The sequence below is a fragment of the Maribacter sp. R86514 genome, from assembly GCF_044597005.1.
Taxonomy (GTDB): domain Bacteria; phylum Bacteroidota; class Bacteroidia; order Flavobacteriales; family Flavobacteriaceae; genus Maribacter.
On sequence record NZ_CP138999.1, the window covers coordinates 1650330 to 1671261 of the forward strand.

At 34.9% G+C, this 20932-nt stretch carries 25 protein-coding genes; 15 read left to right on the forward strand and 10 right to left on the reverse strand.

The features are described from left to right. Positions 1-28 precede the first annotated feature (28 nt). From udk to SJY30_RS07340, 9 genes are all read left to right on the forward strand, one after another. A complete protein-coding gene (gene udk / locus SJY30_RS07300; protein WP_396634912.1) occupies positions 29-643 on the forward strand; it encodes a uridine kinase in 615 nt (204 codons plus the stop codon). Continuing rightward, on the forward strand, positions 643-975 hold the full coding sequence (locus SJY30_RS07305; RefSeq protein WP_036153454.1) for a septum formation initiator family protein: 333 nt from the start codon (positions 643-645) through the stop codon (positions 973-975). Before udk ends, SJY30_RS07305 begins: the two co-directional genes overlap by 1 nt. A 189-nt stretch (positions 976-1164) precedes the next feature. After that, positions 1165-1938, forward strand: coding sequence for a ParA family protein (locus SJY30_RS07310; RefSeq protein ID WP_396634913.1), 774 nt, complete (start codon positions 1165-1167; stop codon positions 1936-1938). Positions 1939-1940: 2 nt separating this feature from the next. After that, positions 1941-2849, forward strand: coding sequence for a ParB/RepB/Spo0J family partition protein (locus SJY30_RS07315; protein ID WP_396634914.1), 909 nt, complete (start codon positions 1941-1943; stop codon positions 2847-2849). Then, the gene (locus SJY30_RS07320; protein ID WP_396634915.1) at positions 2842-3483 is read left to right on the forward strand and encodes a DUF5683 domain-containing protein; all 642 of its coding nucleotides are present in this window, start codon (positions 2842-2844) and stop codon (positions 3481-3483) included. Before SJY30_RS07315 ends, SJY30_RS07320 begins: the two co-directional genes overlap by 8 nt. 2 nt (positions 3484-3485) lie before the next feature. After that, positions 3486-4187: a 4-hydroxy-tetrahydrodipicolinate reductase gene (gene dapB / locus SJY30_RS07325; RefSeq protein ID WP_396634916.1), complete on the forward strand. Its 702-nt coding sequence runs from the start codon at positions 3486-3488 to the stop codon at positions 4185-4187. 94 nt (positions 4188-4281) lie between these two features. Continuing rightward, positions 4282-5982 carry a signal peptidase I gene (gene lepB, locus SJY30_RS07330; RefSeq protein ID WP_396634917.1) on the forward strand — a complete coding sequence of 567 codons (1701 nt, stop codon included), beginning with the start codon at positions 4282-4284 and terminating at the stop codon, positions 5980-5982. After that, positions 5979-6608 (forward strand): WbqC family protein, encoded by a 630-nt coding sequence (locus tag SJY30_RS07335; protein ID WP_396634918.1) that lies wholly within the window; start codon positions 5979-5981, stop codon positions 6606-6608. The genes lepB and SJY30_RS07335 overlap by 4 nt, the downstream gene beginning before the upstream one ends. Continuing rightward, the gene (locus SJY30_RS07340) at positions 6601-6921 is read left to right on the forward strand and encodes a DUF6122 family protein (RefSeq protein ID WP_396634919.1); all 321 of its coding nucleotides are present in this window, start codon (positions 6601-6603) and stop codon (positions 6919-6921) included. The genes SJY30_RS07335 and SJY30_RS07340 overlap by 8 nt, the downstream gene beginning before the upstream one ends. Here SJY30_RS07340 and SJY30_RS07345 read toward each other — a convergent pair. Genes SJY30_RS07345 through SJY30_RS07375 form a run of 7 tightly spaced genes read right to left on the reverse strand, consistent with a single transcriptional unit; the run spans position 6902 to position 13087 of the window. Then, on the reverse strand, positions 6902-7924 hold the full coding sequence (locus SJY30_RS07345) for an endonuclease/exonuclease/phosphatase family protein (protein ID WP_396634920.1): 1023 nt from the start codon (positions 7922-7924) through the stop codon (positions 6902-6904). The two genes, SJY30_RS07340 and SJY30_RS07345, sit on opposite strands and share 20 nt — an antisense overlap. An 11-nt stretch (positions 7925-7935) precedes the next feature. After that, on the reverse strand, positions 7936-8817 hold the full coding sequence (locus SJY30_RS07350; protein WP_396634921.1) for a rhomboid family intramembrane serine protease: 882 nt from the start codon (positions 8815-8817) through the stop codon (positions 7936-7938). A 3-nt stretch (positions 8818-8820) separates the two neighbouring features. Then, positions 8821-9564, reverse strand: a complete 744-nt coding sequence (locus SJY30_RS07355) for a rhomboid family intramembrane serine protease (RefSeq protein ID WP_396634922.1) — start codon at positions 9562-9564, stop codon at positions 8821-8823. Beyond that, complete coding sequence (gene mutL, locus SJY30_RS07360; RefSeq protein ID WP_396634923.1) at positions 9565-11415, reverse strand: DNA mismatch repair endonuclease MutL; 1851 nt, start codon at positions 11413-11415, stop codon at positions 9565-9567. Further along, positions 11415-11777 carry a riboflavin synthase subunit beta gene (locus tag SJY30_RS07365; RefSeq protein ID WP_396634924.1) on the reverse strand — a complete coding sequence of 121 codons (363 nt, stop codon included), beginning with the start codon at positions 11775-11777 and terminating at the stop codon, positions 11415-11417. Before SJY30_RS07365 ends, mutL begins: the two co-directional genes overlap by 1 nt. Before the next feature lie 57 nt (positions 11778-11834). Then, complete coding sequence (gene ribH / locus SJY30_RS07370; protein WP_396634925.1) at positions 11835-12320, reverse strand: 6,7-dimethyl-8-ribityllumazine synthase; 486 nt, start codon at positions 12318-12320, stop codon at positions 11835-11837. Continuing rightward, positions 12320-13087, reverse strand: a complete 768-nt coding sequence (locus SJY30_RS07375) for a tol-pal system YbgF family protein (RefSeq protein WP_396634926.1) — start codon at positions 13085-13087, stop codon at positions 12320-12322. The genes ribH and SJY30_RS07375 overlap by 1 nt, the downstream gene beginning before the upstream one ends. 123 nt (positions 13088-13210) lie before the next feature. Here SJY30_RS07375 and recF point away from each other — a divergent pair, with 123 nt between their 5' ends. The 3 genes from recF to SJY30_RS07390 are packed head-to-tail and all read left to right on the forward strand — an operon-like array spanning position 13211 to position 15005. Then, positions 13211-14290, forward strand: coding sequence for a DNA replication/repair protein RecF (gene recF / locus SJY30_RS07380; RefSeq protein WP_396634927.1), 1080 nt, complete (start codon positions 13211-13213; stop codon positions 14288-14290). A gap of 2 nt (positions 14291-14292) precedes the next feature. Beyond that, the gene (locus tag SJY30_RS07385) at positions 14293-14709 is read left to right on the forward strand and encodes a lipocalin family protein (RefSeq protein WP_396634928.1); all 417 of its coding nucleotides are present in this window, start codon (positions 14293-14295) and stop codon (positions 14707-14709) included. Further along, complete coding sequence (locus SJY30_RS07390; RefSeq protein ID WP_036153419.1) at positions 14709-15005, forward strand: DUF721 domain-containing protein; 297 nt, start codon at positions 14709-14711, stop codon at positions 15003-15005. Before SJY30_RS07385 ends, SJY30_RS07390 begins: the two co-directional genes overlap by 1 nt. An 80-nt stretch (positions 15006-15085) precedes the next feature. Here SJY30_RS07390 and SJY30_RS07395 read toward each other — a convergent pair whose 3' ends face one another. Next, the gene (locus SJY30_RS07395) at positions 15086-15505 is read right to left on the reverse strand and encodes a nucleoside-diphosphate kinase (RefSeq protein ID WP_036153417.1); all 420 of its coding nucleotides are present in this window, start codon (positions 15503-15505) and stop codon (positions 15086-15088) included. Between the two features lie 45 nt (positions 15506-15550). Continuing rightward, entirely contained in the window at positions 15551-16579 is a 1029-nt protein-coding gene (locus SJY30_RS07400; protein WP_396634929.1) for an alkaline phosphatase D family protein, read from the reverse strand. A 75-nt stretch (positions 16580-16654) separates the two neighbouring features. On the opposite strand from SJY30_RS07400, the gene SJY30_RS07405 reads away from it, so the two are divergent. From SJY30_RS07405 to SJY30_RS07415, 3 genes are read left to right on the forward strand one after another with little or no spacing between them, the layout of a single operon-like run. Continuing rightward, the gene (locus tag SJY30_RS07405) at positions 16655-17671 is read left to right on the forward strand and encodes a bifunctional oligoribonuclease/PAP phosphatase NrnA (RefSeq protein WP_396634930.1); all 1017 of its coding nucleotides are present in this window, start codon (positions 16655-16657) and stop codon (positions 17669-17671) included. Then, complete coding sequence (gldI, locus tag SJY30_RS07410) at positions 17668-18219, forward strand: gliding motility-associated peptidyl-prolyl isomerase GldI (protein ID WP_396634931.1); 552 nt, start codon at positions 17668-17670, stop codon at positions 18217-18219. The genes SJY30_RS07405 and gldI overlap by 4 nt, the downstream gene beginning before the upstream one ends. Positions 18220-18229: 10 nt before the next feature. Beyond that, on the forward strand, positions 18230-19369 hold the full coding sequence (locus tag SJY30_RS07415; RefSeq protein WP_396634932.1) for a peptidylprolyl isomerase: 1140 nt from the start codon (positions 18230-18232) through the stop codon (positions 19367-19369). 60 nt (positions 19370-19429) lie between these two features. On the opposite strand, the gene SJY30_RS07420 is transcribed toward SJY30_RS07415, so the two are convergent. Next, complete coding sequence (locus tag SJY30_RS07420) at positions 19430-20875, reverse strand: aminoacyl-histidine dipeptidase (RefSeq protein ID WP_396634933.1); 1446 nt, start codon at positions 20873-20875, stop codon at positions 19430-19432. Positions 20876-20932 lie beyond the last annotated feature (57 nt).

Here is a 20932-nt window from a genome sequence, read left to right on the forward strand (position 1 = left end):
TATGTACTTTTGCATTAAATAACAATGTATGCTGATTATAGGTATTGCCGGTGGAACAGGTTGTGGAAAAACCACAGTAGTAAATCAAATAATAAATGAATTACCAAATCAAGAAGTTGGGGTAATATCACAAGATTCTTACTATAACGACCTATCTCATCTATCTCTTGAAGAGCGTCGAAAAACTAACTTTGACCACCCAAGTTCTATAGATTTCGCATTATTGGAGCAACATTTGATCGCTTTAAAAAATGGAGAATCAATCGAACAACCTGTATATTCCTTTTTAGAATGTAACCGAACTGCAAAAACAGTTTTAACACACCCAACAAAGGTGATTATCGTAGAAGGTATATTGATTATGACCAATTCTGCCATTCGTAAAATGTTCGATATTAAAATATTCGTACATGCAGATACAGATGAAAGACTGATCAGAAGATTAAAGCGAGATGTTAATGAAAGAGGTTGGGATTTGGATGAAACCATAGAAAAATACCAAGCCGTAATCAAGCCAATGCACGAACAGTTCATTGAACCTACTAAAGAGTATGCAGATATTATTATTCCGAATAATAAATATAACACGGTTGCCGTTGAAATAGTTAAGAGTATTATCAACGAAAAATTTATGCAAGAGTAATGGCTTTTAAGGATTTAAAACAAAAAAAATGGTTTAAGATCATGACCAATATGTATGTATTGGTACTGTCCGTTTTTGTTGTTTGGATGCTTTTTTTTGACACCAATTCACTCTTAATTCATTTAGAATTAAGAAAAGAAATCAAGAAATTAGAAAAAACCCAAGACTTTTTAAAAGAGGAAATAGCCAGGGATAAAAAAATTATCGAAAAACTATCTGACGAAGATGAACTTGAACGTTTTGCTCGAGAAGAATATTATTTAAAGAAAAAGAACGAAGAAATATATCTTATTGAATACGAAGACAGTTTAAAACTCAAGGATAATAAATAATTTTTCATATTCTTTTAATAAGTTTTTGCCTTTTCATATACTAAGTAACAAACACGGCGTTAACCATTTCATAATTAAAAGTTTAACGCTTTATTAAAGAAAAGTAAGGGCTAATTCACTTAGTGTTAACAAAAAGCTTTCATTAGCCCCATAAATAATTGTATTTTTACCACCTAACTTACTTTGAACATGGGCAAGATTATTGCTATAGCCAACCAAAAAGGCGGTGTAGGTAAAACTACTACTTCGGTAAACTTAGCTGCCTCGCTAGGTGTATTGGAAAAAAAGGTATTATTAATAGATGCCGACCCTCAGGCGAATGCCACTTCTGGGTTAGGTATAGATGTTGACGGCGTTGAATTAGGTTCGTACCAGTTATTGGAACATACCAAATCAGCCAGAGAAACCATTATTTCTACTACATCACCCAACGTAGACCTTATTCCCGCACACATTGACCTTGTAGCTATTGAAATTGAACTGGTAGACAAGGATGAGCGTGAGTATATGATGAAAAAAGCCATTACCGAGCTTAAAGATGATTATGATTACATATTAATAGATTGCGCCCCATCATTAGGGCTATTGACATTGAATGCTTTGACAGCTGCGGATTCTGTAGTAATACCTATACAATGTGAGTATTTTGCATTAGAAGGGTTGGGCAAACTATTAAATACGATAAAGAGCGTTCAAAAATTACATAATGCCGAATTGGATATTGAAGGCATGCTGTTAACGATGTACGATTCTAGATTGCGCTTATCTAACCAGGTAGTTGATGAGGTAAGAAAGCATTTTGGAGACATGGTTTTTGACACTGTAATTCAACGTAATGTTAGATTAAGTGAAGCTCCAAGTTATGGAGAAAGTATAATCAAATATGATGCTGCAAGTAAAGGAGCAACAAATTATTTGAACTTGGCTAACGAGATAGTCAAAAAAAATAAGCAGACGGTTTAAGTATGGCAAAAGCGACAAAGAAACAAGCTCTTGGTAGAGGACTTTCGGCTCTTTTGAAAGATCCGGAAAATGATATAAACACGGCATCAGATAAGAATGCAGATAAAGTTGTTGGTAATATAATAGAGCTAGATTTAGAACACATTGAAGTAAATCCATTTCAACCACGTTCTAATTTTAATGATGAAAACATAAAGGAATTAGCCGCTTCTATAAAGGAATTGGGGGTTATACAGCCAATTACTGTTAGAAAATTAGGCTTTAACGAATACCAACTTGTATCTGGTGAAAGAAGATATCGTGCTTCTAAACTTTTAGGTTTAGAAACGATACCAGCTTATATACGTATTGCTAACGACCAAGAGTCTTTAGAGATGGCTTTGGTTGAAAACATTCAACGACAAGATTTAGATCCTATTGAAATAGCACTCTCTTACCAACGTCTTATTGATGAAATCAACCTTACTCAAGAAAGGCTAAGTGAGCGTGTAGGTAAAAAAAGATCAACTATTGCCAATTATTTACGTCTTTTAAAGTTAGACCCGATTATACAGACGGGTATGCGTGACGGATTTCTAACCATGGGCCACGGTAGAGCTTTGGTCAATATCGACAAAAAGCAAGATCAAATATCACTTTACGAAAAAATTATATTTGACAACCTTTCCGTTAGAGATACCGAAAGTGCTGTAAAAGCCTATCATGCAGATGATGTACCTACTGATGAAGTAGTTAAAAAAGTAAAAAAAGAAGCTTCTGTTTTTGTTCGTAAAGGGATAAAAGAGCTAACCGATGCCTTATCGGTAAAGGTGGATATAAAATCTACTGATAACGCAAGAGGAAAAATAACCATACCATTTAAGTCTCAGGAGGAATTTGACCGTATCAAAAAATTGATAACAGGTGCGTAACTATCTTTTATTATTTAGTACTCTATTGGTATTTATTAATTTCTCCTATTCTCAAGAGGAGCAAGATTCTATTCCTAAAACTGAAATAGACAGTGTACAAGCAGATTTAGCTGACAAAGGAGTAGTTATTAAAGATTCCGTTTCTTTTAAAAAAGTAAAAAAGGAATTTAACCCTTTAGCACCAAGTAGAGCAGCATTTTACTCTGCCGTTATACCAGGTTTGGGTCAAATTTATAATAAAAAATATTGGAAAGCCCCTATTGCATGGGGGCTCATTGGCGGAAGTGCGTATATGTATGGCTGGAACAATGAACAATATAATCGCTTTAGAACTGCATTTAAAAGAAGACAGGCAGGTTTTACCGACGATGAATTCAATGGCGAAGGAACATTTCCGTTTTTTGATGTAGACAGGCTTGAAAACCAACAAGAGCGTTTTCAAAATGATCGTGACCTTTGGCTAGTTGCCGCAATTGGAATGTATGTATTGAATATTGTTGATGCCAATGTTGACGCACATTTAAAACAGTTTAATATTGACGATGACCTAAGTTTAGACTTTGAGCCTTATCTTGATTTTAATCAAGTAACCAATAGTCCTAATTACGGAATGGCATTAATTATAAAATTTTAAAAATGAGAATTGCACTTTTCGGATACGGAAAAATGGGTCAGATGATAGAGCAAATCGCTCTAAAACGTGGTCATGAAGTTGTTGCCAAAATTGACGAAAATTCTGAGAATATTGATTTCAGCAGTATGGATGTTGCTATTGATTTTAGTATGCCACAAGCAGCCTTCGGTAATATTTCCAAATGCCTGAACAATAACATTCCCGTAATTTCTGGAACAACAGGTTGGTTAGATAAGTATGATAAAGCAATTTCTTTATGTAAAGAAAAGAAAGGTGCTTTCATCTATGCCTCTAACTTTAGTTTAGGAGTAAACATTTTTTTCGAGCTAAATAATTACTTGGCAAAAATGATGCAAAATCTTCCTGAATATAAAGTAGAATTAGAAGAAATACATCACACACAAAAATTAGATGCCCCAAGCGGTACAGCAATAACCTTAGCAGAAGGTGTCATTGCTAATTCTAATTACGCCCAATGGAAATTAGATAGCGCATCTGACGAGAGCCTTAAAATCACATCTAAACGAATTGGTAAAGTACCAGGTACACACACCGTTGCTTATGACAGTATTGTAGATAGTATTAAAATAAAACATACTGCCCATAACAGAGAAGGTTTCGCTTTAGGAGCAGTTACAGCTGCTGAATGGATCATCGGAAAAACAGGTGTTTTTTCAATGCGAGATGTGTTAAACCTAGGTTAAAAACGTAACAAAAATCAATCTATAAGACTGATGGATTATCGATGTTAACCAATACATCTAAAAATTCATTCTATTTCAATAAAAAACAAAGACGATGAACGGCACTCAATGGATTATTTTTATTCTCATTGTACAAGTAATACATTTCTTAGGTACTTGGAAACTATACGTTAAAGCAGGCAGAAAAGCTTGGGAAGCAGCAATACCGGTTTACAATGCCATAGTTTTAATGCAAATAATCAACAGACCAAAATGGTGGGTGATTTTATTATTCATTCCTATAATCAACCTTTTGATGTTCCCGGTAATATGGGTAGAAACCATTAGAAGCTTCGGAAGAAACAGCAAGTTAGAAACATGGATCGTAGTATTGACACTTGGTTTTTATATTTACTACGTAAACTATGCTCTCGATGTAAAATATATTGAAGACAGATCATTGCACCCAACAACAGCTGCAGGTGAATGGGTTAGCTCCATTTTATTCGCAGTAGTTGCTGCGACTTTAGTGCACACCTATTTCATTCAACCTTATGTAATACCTACAGGTTCTCTAGAACGTACATTAAGAGTGGGGGATTTTCTTTTTGTAAGTAAGTTTCATTACGGCGCAAGAACACCTATGACAACGGTTGCCGCACCAATGGTTCATGATACATTACCTGTATTAGGAGTTCCTTCCTATTTAAAGAAACCACAACTACCCTATTTCAGACTACCGGGATTTACAAAGGTAGAGAGAAATGATATTGTCGTATTTAGTTGGCCCGCAGATACCGTTCGTGTATTTTTTAAAAAAGAAAAAGGCGTTGACAAACCAATAGACAAAAAATCTAACTACGTTAAACGTTGCGTTGGTGTACCTGGCGATTCTCTAGAAGTGCGTGATGGTTATGTTTTTATTAACGGTAAGCCTTTAGAATTACCTAAAAGTGCCAAACCACAGTTTGATTACAACATTTACAGCTCTAAGGGAGTATCTTCTAAAACACTTGACGATTTAGGTGTAACTGATTTCACTAGAAAGTATGTATCAGGACAGTTAAACCAAAATCAAGCAAATGCCCTCAACCCCTATTTAGTAGGTTATAAGCCAACGGATAATGGGCAACTGGAACTATATACAAAGGCATCAGGTATACCCTCAAATATTATATCCAAATACGGATTCGCATTAAAAGAAATTACCGATCGCCAACGTACGGTTCCTTTAACTGCAGATATGGTTGCATCTCTAAGAAACAATCCTAATATTGATTCTGTTGTACAACAAGTAGTAGAAAAAGGGAGAAGAGGCATTAATTTATTTCCTCAAAGTCCGGATTATCCTTGGAATTACAGCCAATTAGGACCCATCTACATCCCTAAAAAAGGAGCAACGGTAGATTTAAATTTAAAAGTACTTCCCCTATATAAGAAGATTATAAAAGAATACGAGAAGAACGAGATTTCGGTATCTGGAAATCAAATTAGCATTAACGGCAACCCAGTAACAAGCTACACTTTTAAACAAGATTACTTTTGGATGATGGGTGATAATAGAGACCACTCAGAAGACAGTAGATCCTGGGGCTATGTACCTGAAAATCATATTGTTGGAACACCAATCTTCATCTGGATGAGTTTTGATAATTTCACTGAAGGTATTAGTAACTGGAGACCACGATGGGATCGTATATTCACAACTGTAAATGGGGACGGAGAACCACAATCTTATTTCAAATATTTCTTAATATTACTAGTAGCTTATTTCGTAGGAAATTGGTTCTGGAAACGTAAAAAGGATAAAAAGTGAAATTAATTCATCCCTCATATTTCCCTAACATTCTAACATTTAGTTATATCATGCACCACCCAATTTGTTGGGAGGTGAATGATAATTACCAAAAACAGACATTCAGGAATAGAACCTATATTTCTAATGATCGAGGCAAGCACATACTTAGTATTCCTATTATTCATGTAGGCAGATCAAATGGTAGACAAAAGTATAAGGATGTTAAAATTGATAATTCCTATCCTTGGCAGAGACAACATTGGCGCACGTTAGAGACCGCCTATAGAACATCACCATTCTTTGAGTTCTATGAAGATGATATTAAACCGTTATACGATAGACCATACGAAAGCCTACTTGAGTATAATTTAAAAACGATTGAAACAATATTCGAATGTCTTCAATTAGAAATGCCGACGGCTAAAACAACTACTTTTGAAATCAAACCTGAAGATAAGGAAGATTATAGATTTTTGATAAGCGCAAAATTCAAGCCTCAACTAAATATCGAAGTCTACACACAAGTATTTGGTGACCGACATGGTTTTACGCCCAACCTAAGCATTCTAGATCTTTTATTTAACCTAGGTCCAAATAGTATAGAATATCTAAAACAAGAGTTTATAGCTACCTCAAATGATTAGGTTCGTAGCGCACTATGGAATACATTTTATTGTACCCATTGTAATTGCTATCTATTTATATAGGGAAAATATGCTTTGGTCTGCAGTAATACTTTTATCTGCAATTGTAATTGATATAGATCACTTGCTAGCAACTCCATTATTTGACCCAAACCGGTGCAGTATCAATTTTCATCCGCTTCATAGTTATTGGGCAATTGGTCTCTATACCGTAATGTTCATATTTAAGAAAACCCGAATTTTTGGCTTAGCATTGCTATTGCATATATTGGCAGATATAGTAGACTGCCTTTTTATTCTTCGGACACCTTAAAAATTGCCATAATAGGTTCGTGATCGGATATATCTATTTTGTAATTCTTATGAGATAAGAATGTAAAACTAGGATCTCCCAAAATCATATCAATTCTAAAAGGGAACTTCCAAAATTTGATAGTCTCACCATATCCGTGTCCAGATTCTAAAAAACTATCTTTTAAATCACCCTTAATATTAAAATACACTTTAGAAAATTGGGTATTATTAAAATCACCACCTACAATAACAGGATAAGGACTGGTTTTGATATGCTCTCTCACAATATCAGATTGTCGTTCTTGTTTGTCAAAAGAATCCCTTAGTCTAACAAGCAGCTTATCTGACCGTTCTTTTTTAAAATAATTTGGTCTTATACTTAAAGATTCTAGATGCAGATTATAGAAACGAATGGTGTCTTTCTTAAATACGATATCCGCATAAACGCCACCATTAAAAGTGTTTGGAAAATCAAGCTCTCCATTATTAATAATCTTAAACTTTGAAAATATCGCTAAATTTTTACTTGACTCCCCATCTTTTATCTGAAACTTATTGGCTTTATAAGGATAGTTTTTCAACATATGGTCCTTAAGATAATGCGGTTCGAATTCTTGAAAATAAATAATATCAGGATTCTCACCTTCAATAAATTCTACAACTTCTGGACTAGTGATATTCTCCCAATCTCCATGATATTTACTATGAAAACCCAATGCGTTATAAGTTAACATAGAAATGGTATCAGAATCAGCAATAGTTTTTGACTTACCATTAAAAGCAATAAAAGAACCAAGTGTAAAGTATCCAAAAACTAAAATGGAAAGAGATAGCATCATATAAATTTTCTTGCCAAATAACCAGTATAGAAAAAACAACATGTTTATTAAAACCAATACAGGCACTGTTAAACTAATAAATGCTAAACTAGCTATAGATGTATACGGTACAATGCAAGCTAAAACCAAACATATTGCTGCAATCACATTTAAAAACAACATGAACTTTTTAAAAAAAGACATTCTCTTCATGTTTAATTTTCTTTACCCGCTTTAAATAAAAAGTCCTTCTCAGCCTTTGACAAACTTTCATAGCCAGACTTGCTTATTTTATCTAGTATAGCATCAATCTTTTTCTGATGTGTTTTCTTGTCGTAATCTACGGCAGACTTGCTGTTACTACGGGTAGTGCTTTTATTCTTATATACTGTTTTTAATGGCGCTTTCTTCTCTGAACCTTTAAAAATGTTGACAATACTATCCATAAACTTTGAGAATCCAGACCCTATGTCGTTTCCTTTTGTTAACTGACTTGCATATAGGTAACCTAAAAAAGCGCCTCCCAAATGCGCTAAATGACCTCCTGAATTACTAATTGGTAGTTGAATCAAATCACTCAAAACCAACACGGCACCAACCATCCATAGCTTTACATTAAAGAATATAACCCGAACTTCTTGGTTAGGTAAATAGGTGCAAATAAATATCAAAACAGCACTAGCACCTGCAGAAGCCCCTATTAAAGTTGCATTAACATCAAAGAAAGCAGGAAATATATTATAACCTAAAACAAAGAAGAGTCCGCCTAAAATAACTCCTATCAAATACACATTTAAAAATCGCCTGGCGTCAAAAAGATTTAAAAAGATACGACCTACGAAATAAATCATCAACATGTTCCAAAATAGGTGACCTATCCCTCCATGAAAAAATGAATAAGTTACAATAGACCATGGTTGAAAAGCGATATCGACAATATCATTAGGCAATTCGAACCATTGCACAATAGTGTTGATTGACAAGCCTAATAAAAAGGGGGTTAAAGCATTTACAATAAAAACTAAAACGTTGACAGCAATGAGTTTTTCTGCAATGTTTAATCTACTAAATTGATATTTTAAATCTGGTTGAGCCATAGTTTAGTTCCACCTATTATTATTAAACTGATTTTTTTTCCAGTACCACATCATTAAGAATCCAAATAAAGCACCTCCTACGTGCGCAAAGTGCGCAATACCCTGTCCAAACAAACTATACCCAGTTACACCTGAAAATAAATCTAAACCTATTAAAACAGGTATAAAGAATTTTGCCTTGATAGGAACCGGAAGAAAAATAAGAAACAATTCGCTATTCGGGTAAGACATCCCAAACGCAACCAATATACCGTAAATAGCACCTGAAGCACCAACCACCGGAGTATTAAATGCTCCTAAGAAATTGTCAATAGTAGCTTTACCTGCTATCCCATACCAATCTGTACTATACTGTCCGCTATTGATAATCTCTAGAATACTACTCTCAGATATACCTGCATCCATCAAAGCAGTCATACCGGCATTGTAATAGTAATAATTCACACCTATATGAATTAAAGCAGCACCTAAACCAGCAGAAATGTAGAAAAACAAAAACTTATTTCTACCCCACATACGCTCTAAAGGCGTACCAAATGCCCACAAAGCATACATATTAAAAAGAATATGCATAAAACCACCATGCATAAACATATGGGTGATGATTTGCCATAACTGAAAATGATCATTCTTTGGAAAGTACAATGAAAACCACTCGTACATCTGTTCGCCATACAATTGTGTAGCAACAAAAAACAGAACATTAATAATCAGTAAGTGTTTTATTGTTTCTGTTATTCTTCCCATTTATATAAATTTTCGTTCAATATCATTCTCTGTAACTGTAATGTATACCTTTTTGTTAAACGGACTCAAAGTTGTTTCCTTACATGCAAATAAATCGTTCACCAATTTAACTTGAGAAAACTCATCTAAGGTTTCGCCTGTTTTCACCGAAAGTGTTTTAGCTAATGTTTTTGCCAACATATCACTTTGAGAAAAACTATCACCAGGTACTTCTTGTTGAAAATCAGAAATTAGTTGTTCCATTATCATTTGCACTTCGCTTTCTACAACTAGTACAGGAACTCCAGAAATCTCTACTCCGTCTTCAGTAATCTCCCCGAATACAAAACCTACGGTACAAAGATTATCTTTGATTTCTTTTAAAATATTAATTTCACTCGTAGAAAAAGATAAGGTCAATGGAAAAAGTAACTGCTGACTTATAGCTTCTTTTATGGTAATATTTTTTAAAAAATTCTCATACAATACACGTTGGTGTGCTCTACTTTGATTAATAACCACCATGCCAGACTTTATCGTCGTTATAATATACTTTTTGCGCATTTGAAAAGTAGTAGTAGAATGATCAACAACCTCTTTTTCACCATCGAAAATACTACTGTTCACAACCTCTGACTCAAACTCTAAATGGCTAACACCGCTATCTACCGTTGTTTCTAAACCTTCATACAACTTCTCCCATCCATCTACTTTTGACTTTGAATAACTACCCCCACCAGAGTTACTTTTTGAAGGTTTTACAGTCTCAAAAGGATTAAATGAAGAATCTACCACCACTTGCGGTATACCTACCTGTTTGTTTTTGTAGGAATAAGGAGTATCTAAATTTTGGTCTTGCTCAAAATCAAGCGCAGGCACCACATTAAATTGACCTAAACTATGCTTTACCGTTGATTTAAGCATGGCATACAAGGTGTGCTCATCATCAAATTTTACTTCTGTTTTGGTAGGATGTATATTAATATCTATAGTACCTGGATCAACCTCTAAGTTCAAAAAATAACCAGGGTGCGTACCCGGACGGATTACTCCCTCAAAAGCACCTAATATAGCATGATGTAAATACGGACTCTTTATAAATCTATTGTTAGCAAAGAAAAATTGCTCTCCCCTACTTTTTTTAGCAAATTCGGGCTTTTGGATGTATCCTGATATTTTTACTACCTGAGTTTCTTCCTCTACAGGCACAAGTTTTTCATCTGTTTTTCTTCCAAAAATATGTACAATACGTTTTCTAAAATCATTACCTGGTAATTGAAAAACATCGCTACCGTTATTATAAAAATTAAAAGCAACCTGAGGATGCGCCAATGCAATTCTATGAAACTCGTCTGCTATATGTCGGTATTCTACCTGGTCAGATTTTAAAAAATTACGTCTTGCAGGGATATTGAAGAAAAGATTCTTTACCAGCATTGAGGTCCCTTTAGGGGCAACTACCACCTCTTGCGTAACTATTTTACTCCCTTCAATCTTAATTTTCGTACCAATTTCGTCATCTTCGGTCTTTGTAAGCATTTCTACATGTGCAATAGCCGCAATAGAAGCCAAAGCCTCTCCCCTAAAACCTTTGGTATTCAAATTAAATAGATCTTCTGCCTTTTGAATTTTAGAAGTGGCATGGCGCTCAAAACTTAAGCGTGCATCTGTACCGCTCATACCTTTACCATTATCAACCACTTGAATAAGTGTTTTACCACCATCTTTAATAATAAGTTGAATATCGGTAGCACCTGCATCAATGGCATTCTCCATTAACTCTTTTACCACAGAAGATGGACGTTGCACCACTTCACCAGCAGCAATTTGGTTTGCTACATGGTCAGGTAATAATCTAATAATATCTGCCATTATGAAGTAAAGAAAATTGTGAGGTCAAAATCAATGATATAAAGAAAAATAAAAACCAGTACTGCAATTATAATAGCCATTCTAATCTTTAAGTTGCGATCTCCCTTCCTTTTAGAATCTTCAATTGCACTATTGATTTTTCTTTTTAATCCTCGAGATGTATTTAATGTGCTACGAAATTGGTCGAATTTAGGTTCCATTTTATATGGGTTCCCTTTTCCTTTGCCATCATAATACCTAGGATTGTATTCAAATGACCTATTTTTTCGTAACCGCGTTATTTTGCTCAACATCCCCATAGCCTCAAAGTTACTTAAAATAGAAAAATGGGGCATGTTACCAATGCCAAAAATTGTTAACATCTTGTGACATTAACCTAGCAACCGTATACTTAATGGAAATTGAACTAGTGAAAAATTTTACTTATTACCTAAAACTGCCATTTTTATGGCTGCAATAGCGGCTTCAGTACCTTTGTTTCCATGCTTACCACCACTACGATCTATGGCTTGTTGCATGTTATTATCTGTAAGAACACAAAATATAACCGGCACATCAGTAATAACATTTAAGTCTTTTATGCCTTGAGCAGTAGCATCACAAACAAAATCGAAATGTTTGGTTTCGCCTTGTATAACACTTCCAATGGCAATAACTGCATCGATATTAAGACTCTTGATCATTTTCTTTGAACCAAAAGTAAGTTCAAAACTACCAGGAACATCCCAACGGGTAATATCAGATTCTTGTGCTCCGCAATCTAACAAAGCTTCTACTGCACCTGAATATAAACCCTCTGTTATTTCTGAATTCCATTCTGAAACAACAATCCCAAACCGAAGTCCATTCGCGTTTGGGATTGTTGCCTTATCGTAAACCGATAAATTTTTATTTACTGTAGCCATTATTCACCACTTTTAGCCATACCTATAAATGCATCTATAGAATTGGCATTTTCTGATTTTGGAAACTCGTCCTTAATTTTTTGAAAGAAACCTAAGGCTTTATCCTTATCTCCCATCTCCAAAGCAGTTACGCCAGCTTTATACAAAAACTTAGGAGCAGTATAATCATTATCACTATGCTTTACAGCAGCCTCATAATACCCTAAAGCATCAGAAGGCTGGTCTAATTGCATAAAAGCATCACCTAGACCACCTTTTGCCAAGGCACCTAAAACATCATCATCAGAGCTAAAATCCTCTAAATAAGTAATAGCTTCTTGATAATTGTTCATATTTAAGTAGGACATACCCGCACCGTAGTTTGCAAGGTTAGCAGCTTTTGTACCACTATATTCTTCTATAATATCTAAAAAACCATATTTTCCTTCAGCACCTTCCAATGCCAATGTAAATAATGAATCTTTAGCTGTTGTTGCAACCAATGCTTGGTCAAAATATTGTTGTGGGTAGTACATTTCATTTGCAGCACTTGCCTCTTTCGGCTTTTCTACAAATTGGTCATAAGCCAAGTAGCCTAAAACACCAATAGCAATAACACCAATGACACCCAAAATGATATTCTGATTCTTAGAAACCCATTCTTCAGATCTAGAAGCGCCCTCATCTAACGAACTAAAAACTTCAGCTGTTGTGCTTTCCTGTTCGTCAAATTCTTGCTGTTCAACCTTTGTTTCAGGTTTATATCCTCTTTTCTTATATGTTGCCATCTCTAAATTTATTGATCGCGCAAAAATAATGGTTTTATTGAAATCGCAAAGTGTATTTATTCGTTATTTTTGGATATTTTAAGCTAGTTTACATTCTTCCAAATCTAAAATCTGATATTCTTAATGCTACTGAGACAATTATCATTGATCAATTACAAAAATTTTGAGTCCAAAGAATTGTCGTTCGATGCTAAAATAAATTGTTTTGTAGGTGATAACGGAATTGGAAAAACAAACATTCTTGACTCCATCTACCATTTATCATTTGGCAAAAGCTACTTCAACCCCGTTTCTTCTCAAAATATTCGTCACGGATCAGATTTCTTTGTAATCGACGGCACTTTTGAAAAAGAGGGAAGAGAAGAAAAAATTGTCTGCAGCCTAAAGAAGAACAATAAGAAAATTATAAAACGAAACGGCAAAGCCTATGACCGTTTTGCAGACCACATTGGTCTTTTGCCTTTGGTTATTATCTCTCCGGCAGATAGAGACCTTATCATAGAAGGCAGCGATACACGTAGAAAGTTCATTGACGGTGTTATCTCTCAATCAGACAAAAGTTATTTACAAAACCTCATCAATTACAACAAGGTAGTTTCTCAAAGAAATGCCTTGCTTAAATACTTTGCGGCCAATAGAACTTTTAATAAAGATACTTTGGCGGTATACAATGAGCAGATGGAGACGTATGGTACTGAAATCTTTAAAAAAAGAACATCTTTTCTAGAAGCCTTTATTCCTATTTTTCAAGAACAATATAAATCTATCACAGGCAATACAGAAGATGTTTCCCTTTCCTATAATAGCAAATTGAAAGATTATGACTTGCTAACGCTTTTAAACAAAAATTTAGACAAAGACAGAGCCTTACAATATACTAGTGTAGGAGTACATAAAGATGACCTTAGTTTTGAAATCAGCAACTACCCTATTAAGAAATTTGGCAGCCAAGGTCAACAGAAGTCTTTTTTAATAGCTTTAAAATTTGCCCAGTTTCATTTTATGAAATCTCAAAGTGGCACTACCCCGATATTAATTTTAGATGATATTTTTGATAAGTTGGATGAGCACCGGGTCTCTCACATCATCACTTTGGTAAACAATGAAAATTTTGGGCAGATCTTTATAAGTGACACCCATGCCGACAGAACCGAAAGTGTTGTTAAAAAAATTCATCAATCGTATAAAATATTTAAATTGTAAGGATGAAAAAATTACTGATCATTTGTTCTTTGATTCTTATTTCTTGCAATTCAAAAATTGATAAGAATCAATTGCATTTATTAAACGGGTATTGGGAAATTAAAGAAGTTACTTTTAAAGACGGAGCTAAAAAAGAATACTCAATTAACAGTACTATTGACTATATAAAGTTAGATTCGTTAAAAGGGTTCAGAAAAAAAGTAGACCCTAAATTTAATGGTACTTTTGAAACTTCTAATGATGCCGAGCCTTTTACAATTAGAATTTCTAACGATTCTATATTTATGAGCTACAATAATAATGCTAACACTTGGGAAGAGGTATTGACAGAATTATCAGAAGAAAGCTTTAAGGTAAAGAACAACCAAGGCATTACCTATACATACTACAAATTTGAACCTATAAACATAACCCCATAATGGCAAGTAGAGGCAACGACAACACTTCAATGAAAGATGCACTTTCCGCATTTATTCAAAAGAATAAATTGGAAAAAGGAATAGATAAGGTTGACGCCAGAGAAGCATGGGCTAAGCTTATGGGTAACGGTGTTAATAATTACACTACAGAAATAGAATTAAAATTCGGTACGCTTTACGTAGCGTTAAGCTCTTCTGTATTACGCGATGAATTAAGTATGGGCAAATCAAAAATAGTTCGAATGCTAAACGAAGAAATTGGAAAAGAAGTCGTAAAAAAACTCGTGCTTAGATAGTTGTTGGCTGTTGGAAAATACTATATATAAAAAATGCCAGCTCAAAAGAGCTGGCATTTTTTATATCTAAACAATTTAACTTAGTAAATTTCTCTACCAGAAAAATGGAATGAACCTTCAATAGCTGCATTCTCATCGCTATCAGAACCGTGTACTGCATTCTCACCAATACTAGTAGCGAACATTTTACGAATAGTACCTTCTGCTGCGTCTGCAGGGTTGGTAGCACCGATCAATGCTCTAAAATCTTCAACAGCATTTTCTTTTTCCAAGATTGCCGCTACAATTGTACCACTAGTCATGAATTCAACTAACTCACCAAAGAAAGGACGCTCTCTATGTACACCATAAAATTCTTGTGCATCTCTTAAGCTCAATTGTGTATATTTCATCGCTACGATTTTAAAACCAGCAGCAGTAATTTTTTCTAAAATAGCCCCAATATGTCCATTTTTAACGGCATCTGGTTTAATCATTGTAAACGTTCTATTCGTACTCATATCTTAATTTTTGCGCAAAAATACATTTTTCCACATATCTCACAACTATTCGTAGACTTGTTCTAATTTCTCCAGTACTATTCCGTTATCACCAACTATCTTAAAATCAACCTTTTTAGCATCAAAATCAAATTCTAAGATTCCAAAACTTTCTGTAAAAACAACATCTCCTACTCTATATTTGTTAGGCTCACCGGTAAAACCTCTATAAGCATGTGTGAGTCCGCTACTGGTAAAATCTATAACCGGATAACTCACACCATCAATGTTGGTTTTAGAAAATTCAGAAATATGTCTGTCTCCAGATAACACAATTACACCGTCTGCATTAGAATCTGCTATCATCTTTGCCAGTTTATCTACTTCATGAGGAAAATTACCCCAAGCTTCAAAGCCATGTTCATTAGATAAATACTGCACACTGCTTACAATAATATTAAAATCAGATTTTGATGTATTCAATTCCTTCTCCAACCAATTCCATTGTACTTCTCCCAACATAGTTCCTTCTCCATACTCATTGGGTTTCAATCTTTTTTCGGTTTCGGTATCAGGAGTCAATTTTGTTCTAAAATATCGGGTATCAAGTATAATGATATTGATTGAATGACCATCAACTTCATATTTCTTAGCATTATAAACCCCTTTACGTTCTCTTAGCGGACTATCATCTGGCACATTCATGAAATTTAAAAACTCTTGCTGACTAGCTTCTTTGGCTTTAAATTCTACTCCGCCATCATTTAGACCATAATCATGATCGTCCCAAGTACCTAATACATCAGTACTTTCTAGTAGTTTTTTATAATCGGATTGTTCTTTTTGCACATTGTACATAGCTCTTAAGGCAACCATATCATCCGTATCCGCATAAATATTATCGCCTCCCCATACCCAAACATCCGGTTCTGTATTTAAAACATCATCCCATAAGAGATTTGGTAAATCAACTCTATTACAGGAACCAAACGCCAGTACAAAATCGGCATTCACAGCATTATCTTCTACTGTTTTTTTGTTGGATGAACACGATGCCAATACGAGGGTGCTCATTAAAAAGTATATTATTTTCATATGAGATAGTTAAGTCTGGGTAAAATTAAGGCTTTCGGTTTAAAGCCTATATTATTAAATTGTATCTTTGCCGCCATGAATTTAGAGCACCTGAACGAGCTGAAAAAGTTACTTTCTTCAACTAAGAAAATAGCAATTATCCCACATAAAAACCCCGACGGAGACGCCATTGGATCAACATTGGCACTTTGGCATTATTTAGTCAATACAGGTCATACCGCCAGCATTGTAGCGCCCAATGATTATCCAAAGTTTTTAAAATGGATGCCAGGTTCAGATAAAATTTTGAATTTCGAAAAAGAAAATTCACAGTCTAAAGCATGCATCAATAATGCTGATATCATATTTACATTAGACTTCAACCATTTGGGTCGCGTAGGTCAAATGAGTGATATTCTAGAATCCGCAAAAGCAACTTTTGTAATGGTTGATCACCATCAAGAGCCATCAGATTACGCTAAAATCATGTATTCAGATGTAAAAATGAGTTCTACCTGCGAAATGGTCTATGTACTCATTAATCAACTGGGCAAAGAAAACAGCATTACTCCTGAAATGGCCAATTGTATCTATACAGGAATCATGACAGATACTGGATCTTTTAAATTTGCAGCTACCACAAGTAATACCCACAGAGTCATTGCCGACCTTATGGACAAAGGTGCTGAAGGCACCGAAATACACCACCGTATATATGACACCAATTCTCCAAGCAGATTACATTTGCTAGGCTGCGCTTTGAAGAACATGGTGATATTAGAAGAGTTTTCAACAGCATACATTACGTTGAGCCAAGATGAACTGGACACCTTCAATTACCAAAAAGGAGACACGGAAGGTTTTGTAAACTACGGTTTAACATTAGACGGTATTAAATTTGCCGTCATATTTATAGAAAACAGAGAAGAAGGTATTTATAAAATATCATTTAGGTCTGTTGGTGAATTTTCTGTAAATGATTTTGCAAGACAACATTTTAGTGGTGGCGGACATACAAATGCAGCGGGTGGAAAAAGTGACGATAATTTAGAAGAGACAATTACCAAATTTACATCGTTACTACCATTATATAAAGATCAATTACAATCATGAGATTAGTTTCATTTTTATTTTTATCCATATTGATATTAGGTTGCGACGGACCAGAACCAAGAAGACCTATTCAGACAAAAAGCGGCAGTTTTTTTAAGGCGTCTATTGAAAGAAGCAGAAAATTATTGGAAGCCGAAGAAAGTAAAATTCAAGAAATTATAGCATTAGATTCTTTGAAGCACTATTCTCATAGCAGCTCTGGATCATGGTACCACTACCTAACCGTTAATGAAGAAAGTGATTACACGCCTAAAACCGACGATCTAGTTGCATTCAACTATGACATATTAACTTTGGACAATGACACTATATATTCTCAAGAAGAAATTGGTGTTGTTACCTATAAAGTTGATAAGCAAGAGTTATTCTTAGGACTTAGAGATGCTATTAAAATGCTAAAAGAAAATGAGCGAGCCACCTTTCTCTTTCCTTCATCCATAGCATTTGGCTACCATGGCGATGAAAATAAAATAGGCAGTAATGTTCCCATAAAATCTACGATTACCATTTTAAAAATAGAAAAACAAGAAGACAACACAGTAAATTAAAATGACCATTATGATTAAAAAAATGTACTTGATTGCAGTAATAGGCTTAGTTTTAGCTAGCTGCAAAACCAGTAAAAGAGCAGATTTAGGAGACGGTTTATTTGCAGACATCAAAACTTCTAAAGGCGATATCATTGTTCGTTTAGAGCAAGAGAAAACTCCTGTTACCGTGGCTAACTTTGTCTCTTTAGCAGAAGGAACAAATACTTTCGTTAGCGAAGAATACAAAGGCAAAAAATACTATGACGGATTAACGTTTCACAGGATTATGAAAGATTTCATGATACAAGGTGGTGATCCTTTAGGTCAAGGAACAGGCAACCCTGGTTATAAATTCATGGATGAATTCAATGACTCTTTGGTTCATGATAAAAAAGGTATTCTTTCAATGGCCAATTCAGGACCAACAACTAACGGCAGTCAGTTTTTCATCACACATAAGGAAACTCCTTGGCTAAACAACAAACACACCGTATTTGGTGAAGTTGTAGAAGGTATGGATGTAGTTGATTCTATTGCAAATGTTGCTGTAGGTGCAGGTAACAAACCTGTAGAACCAGTTATTATGAATACTGTTGAGATTATTAGAAATGGTAAAGAGGCTCGTAAATTTGATGCCGTGCAAATCATGACAGACTATTTTGATGGTGAAGAAGATAGACTTGCTGCTATTGAAAAAGAGAAAGCTAAAAAATTAGCTGCAGTTCAAAAAATAAAAACTGAGTTTGCTTCTTCTATCGAAGCTCAAAAAGCAAAGGCAAAAACATTGGATTCCGGTCTTAAGGTATTAACCTTAGAAAGTGGTTCTGGTGAAAAGCCAAAAGTAGGTCAGAAAGTCAACGTAATGTATGCTGGTTATTTAATGGACGGCACTTTATTTGATAGCAACTACGAAGAAATTGCCCAGAAATATGGTATGTTCGATATTAAGAGACAACAAGGTGGTGGCTATATGCCAATACCTATGGACTATTCTCCCGAATCTCGTTTAATCGCAGGATTTAGAGAAGGGCTTTTAACAATGAAAGTTGGTGATAAAGTTCGTTTATTCATCCCTTCTCATTTAGGTTATGGACCACAAGGTGGCGGTCCAATTCCACCAGATGCAGATTTAATATTTGATTTAGAAATTACGGGCTTAGCCCAATAATTATAAAAAGTAAAAAAGCCCTTTAGTTTTCACTAAAGGGCTTTTTTTATACCTGAAATTTTAATTAGTATGCTTCAGAATTTCTAAAAGCAAACTCCAGAACTTCTGAACAGATGAAATACTAACCCGTTCATCTGGCGAATGGGCTCCAAGAATGGTCGGTCCAAAACTTACCATATCTACATCAGGATAATTCTGTCCTAAAATACCACATTCCAAACCTGCATGGCAAGCAACTACCCTAGGCTCTTCTTTGAACAAATTAACATAGGTGTCTTTCGCTACAGTTAATATTTCTGAATTAGGATTAGGATTCCAACCTGGGTAAGCTCCACTAAACTCTACCTTAAAACCACTGATCTCAAAAGCGGAACGCAGAGAATTAGCCAAATCTAACTTTGCGCTATCAACAGACGAGCGCGTTAAACACCCAATAGATATTTCTCCTTTTTCAACCTTTACAATAGCAATATTGTTAGAAGTCTCCACCAAATCATCAATTGCAGCACTCATAGCATATACGCCGTTGTGTGCAGCATAGACAGCTTTAACCAGTTTTTCTTGAGCACCAAGACCCATTACCTTTTTGGCAGGTTTTAAATCTTTAAATTCTATTTGTAAATCTGGCTCTTGCACACTTAACTCTGCCTTTATGGCTTTAGAAAGTTCATTTATCTTTTCAAAGAATTCTTCGGCATGCTTTCTTCCAACATTTAGTTTACAAACACTTTCCCTAGGTATTGCATTTCTAAGACTACCACCGTACAATGAACTAATACGAACATTATAATCAAGACCTAAAAAAAGTAATCTATTCATTATCTTATTGGCGTTACCCAAACCTTTATGAATATCCATACCACTATGGCCACCTTTTAAACCTTTTACAGTAATTTCTAAACCGGCATCACCGTGAGTTCCGTCCTTTTCATTGTACGTTCTAGTTGCCGTAACGTCAATACCACCTGCACAACCTATATCAATTTCATCATCTTCTTCCGTATCTAAATTCAAAAGAATTTCACCCTGTAAGACCCCTGCTTTCAATTCAAAAGCTCCAGTCATTCCAGTTTCCTCATCAATTGTAAACAAAGCTTCAAGAGCAGGATGCTGTATTTCCGTACTTTCCAAAAGCGCCATTATAGCAGCAACACCCATACCATTATCAGCTCCTAAGGTGGTGCCCTTTGCTTTCACCCAATCACCATCAACATACATTTCTATACCTTGAGTCTCAAAGTCAAAAACGGTATCTGCATTTTTTTGATGTACCATATCTAAATGACTCTGCAGCGTTATCATTTTTTTATCTTCCATACCTTTTGTGGCAGGCTTTCTTATAATAACATTACCTATTTCATCAGAGAAAGTTTCTAGACCAAGAGCATTGCCAAACTCCAACATAAAGCTAATGACCCTTTCCTCCTTTTTAGAAGGTCTGGGCACCGCATTCAATCTAGAAAAATTCTTCCAAACTGAGATTGGCTCTAATTTATTTATATCCATACTATTATTTTCATGGTTAGTGCCTGCAAAAATACTGATAGAAAAAGGATTTCGCTA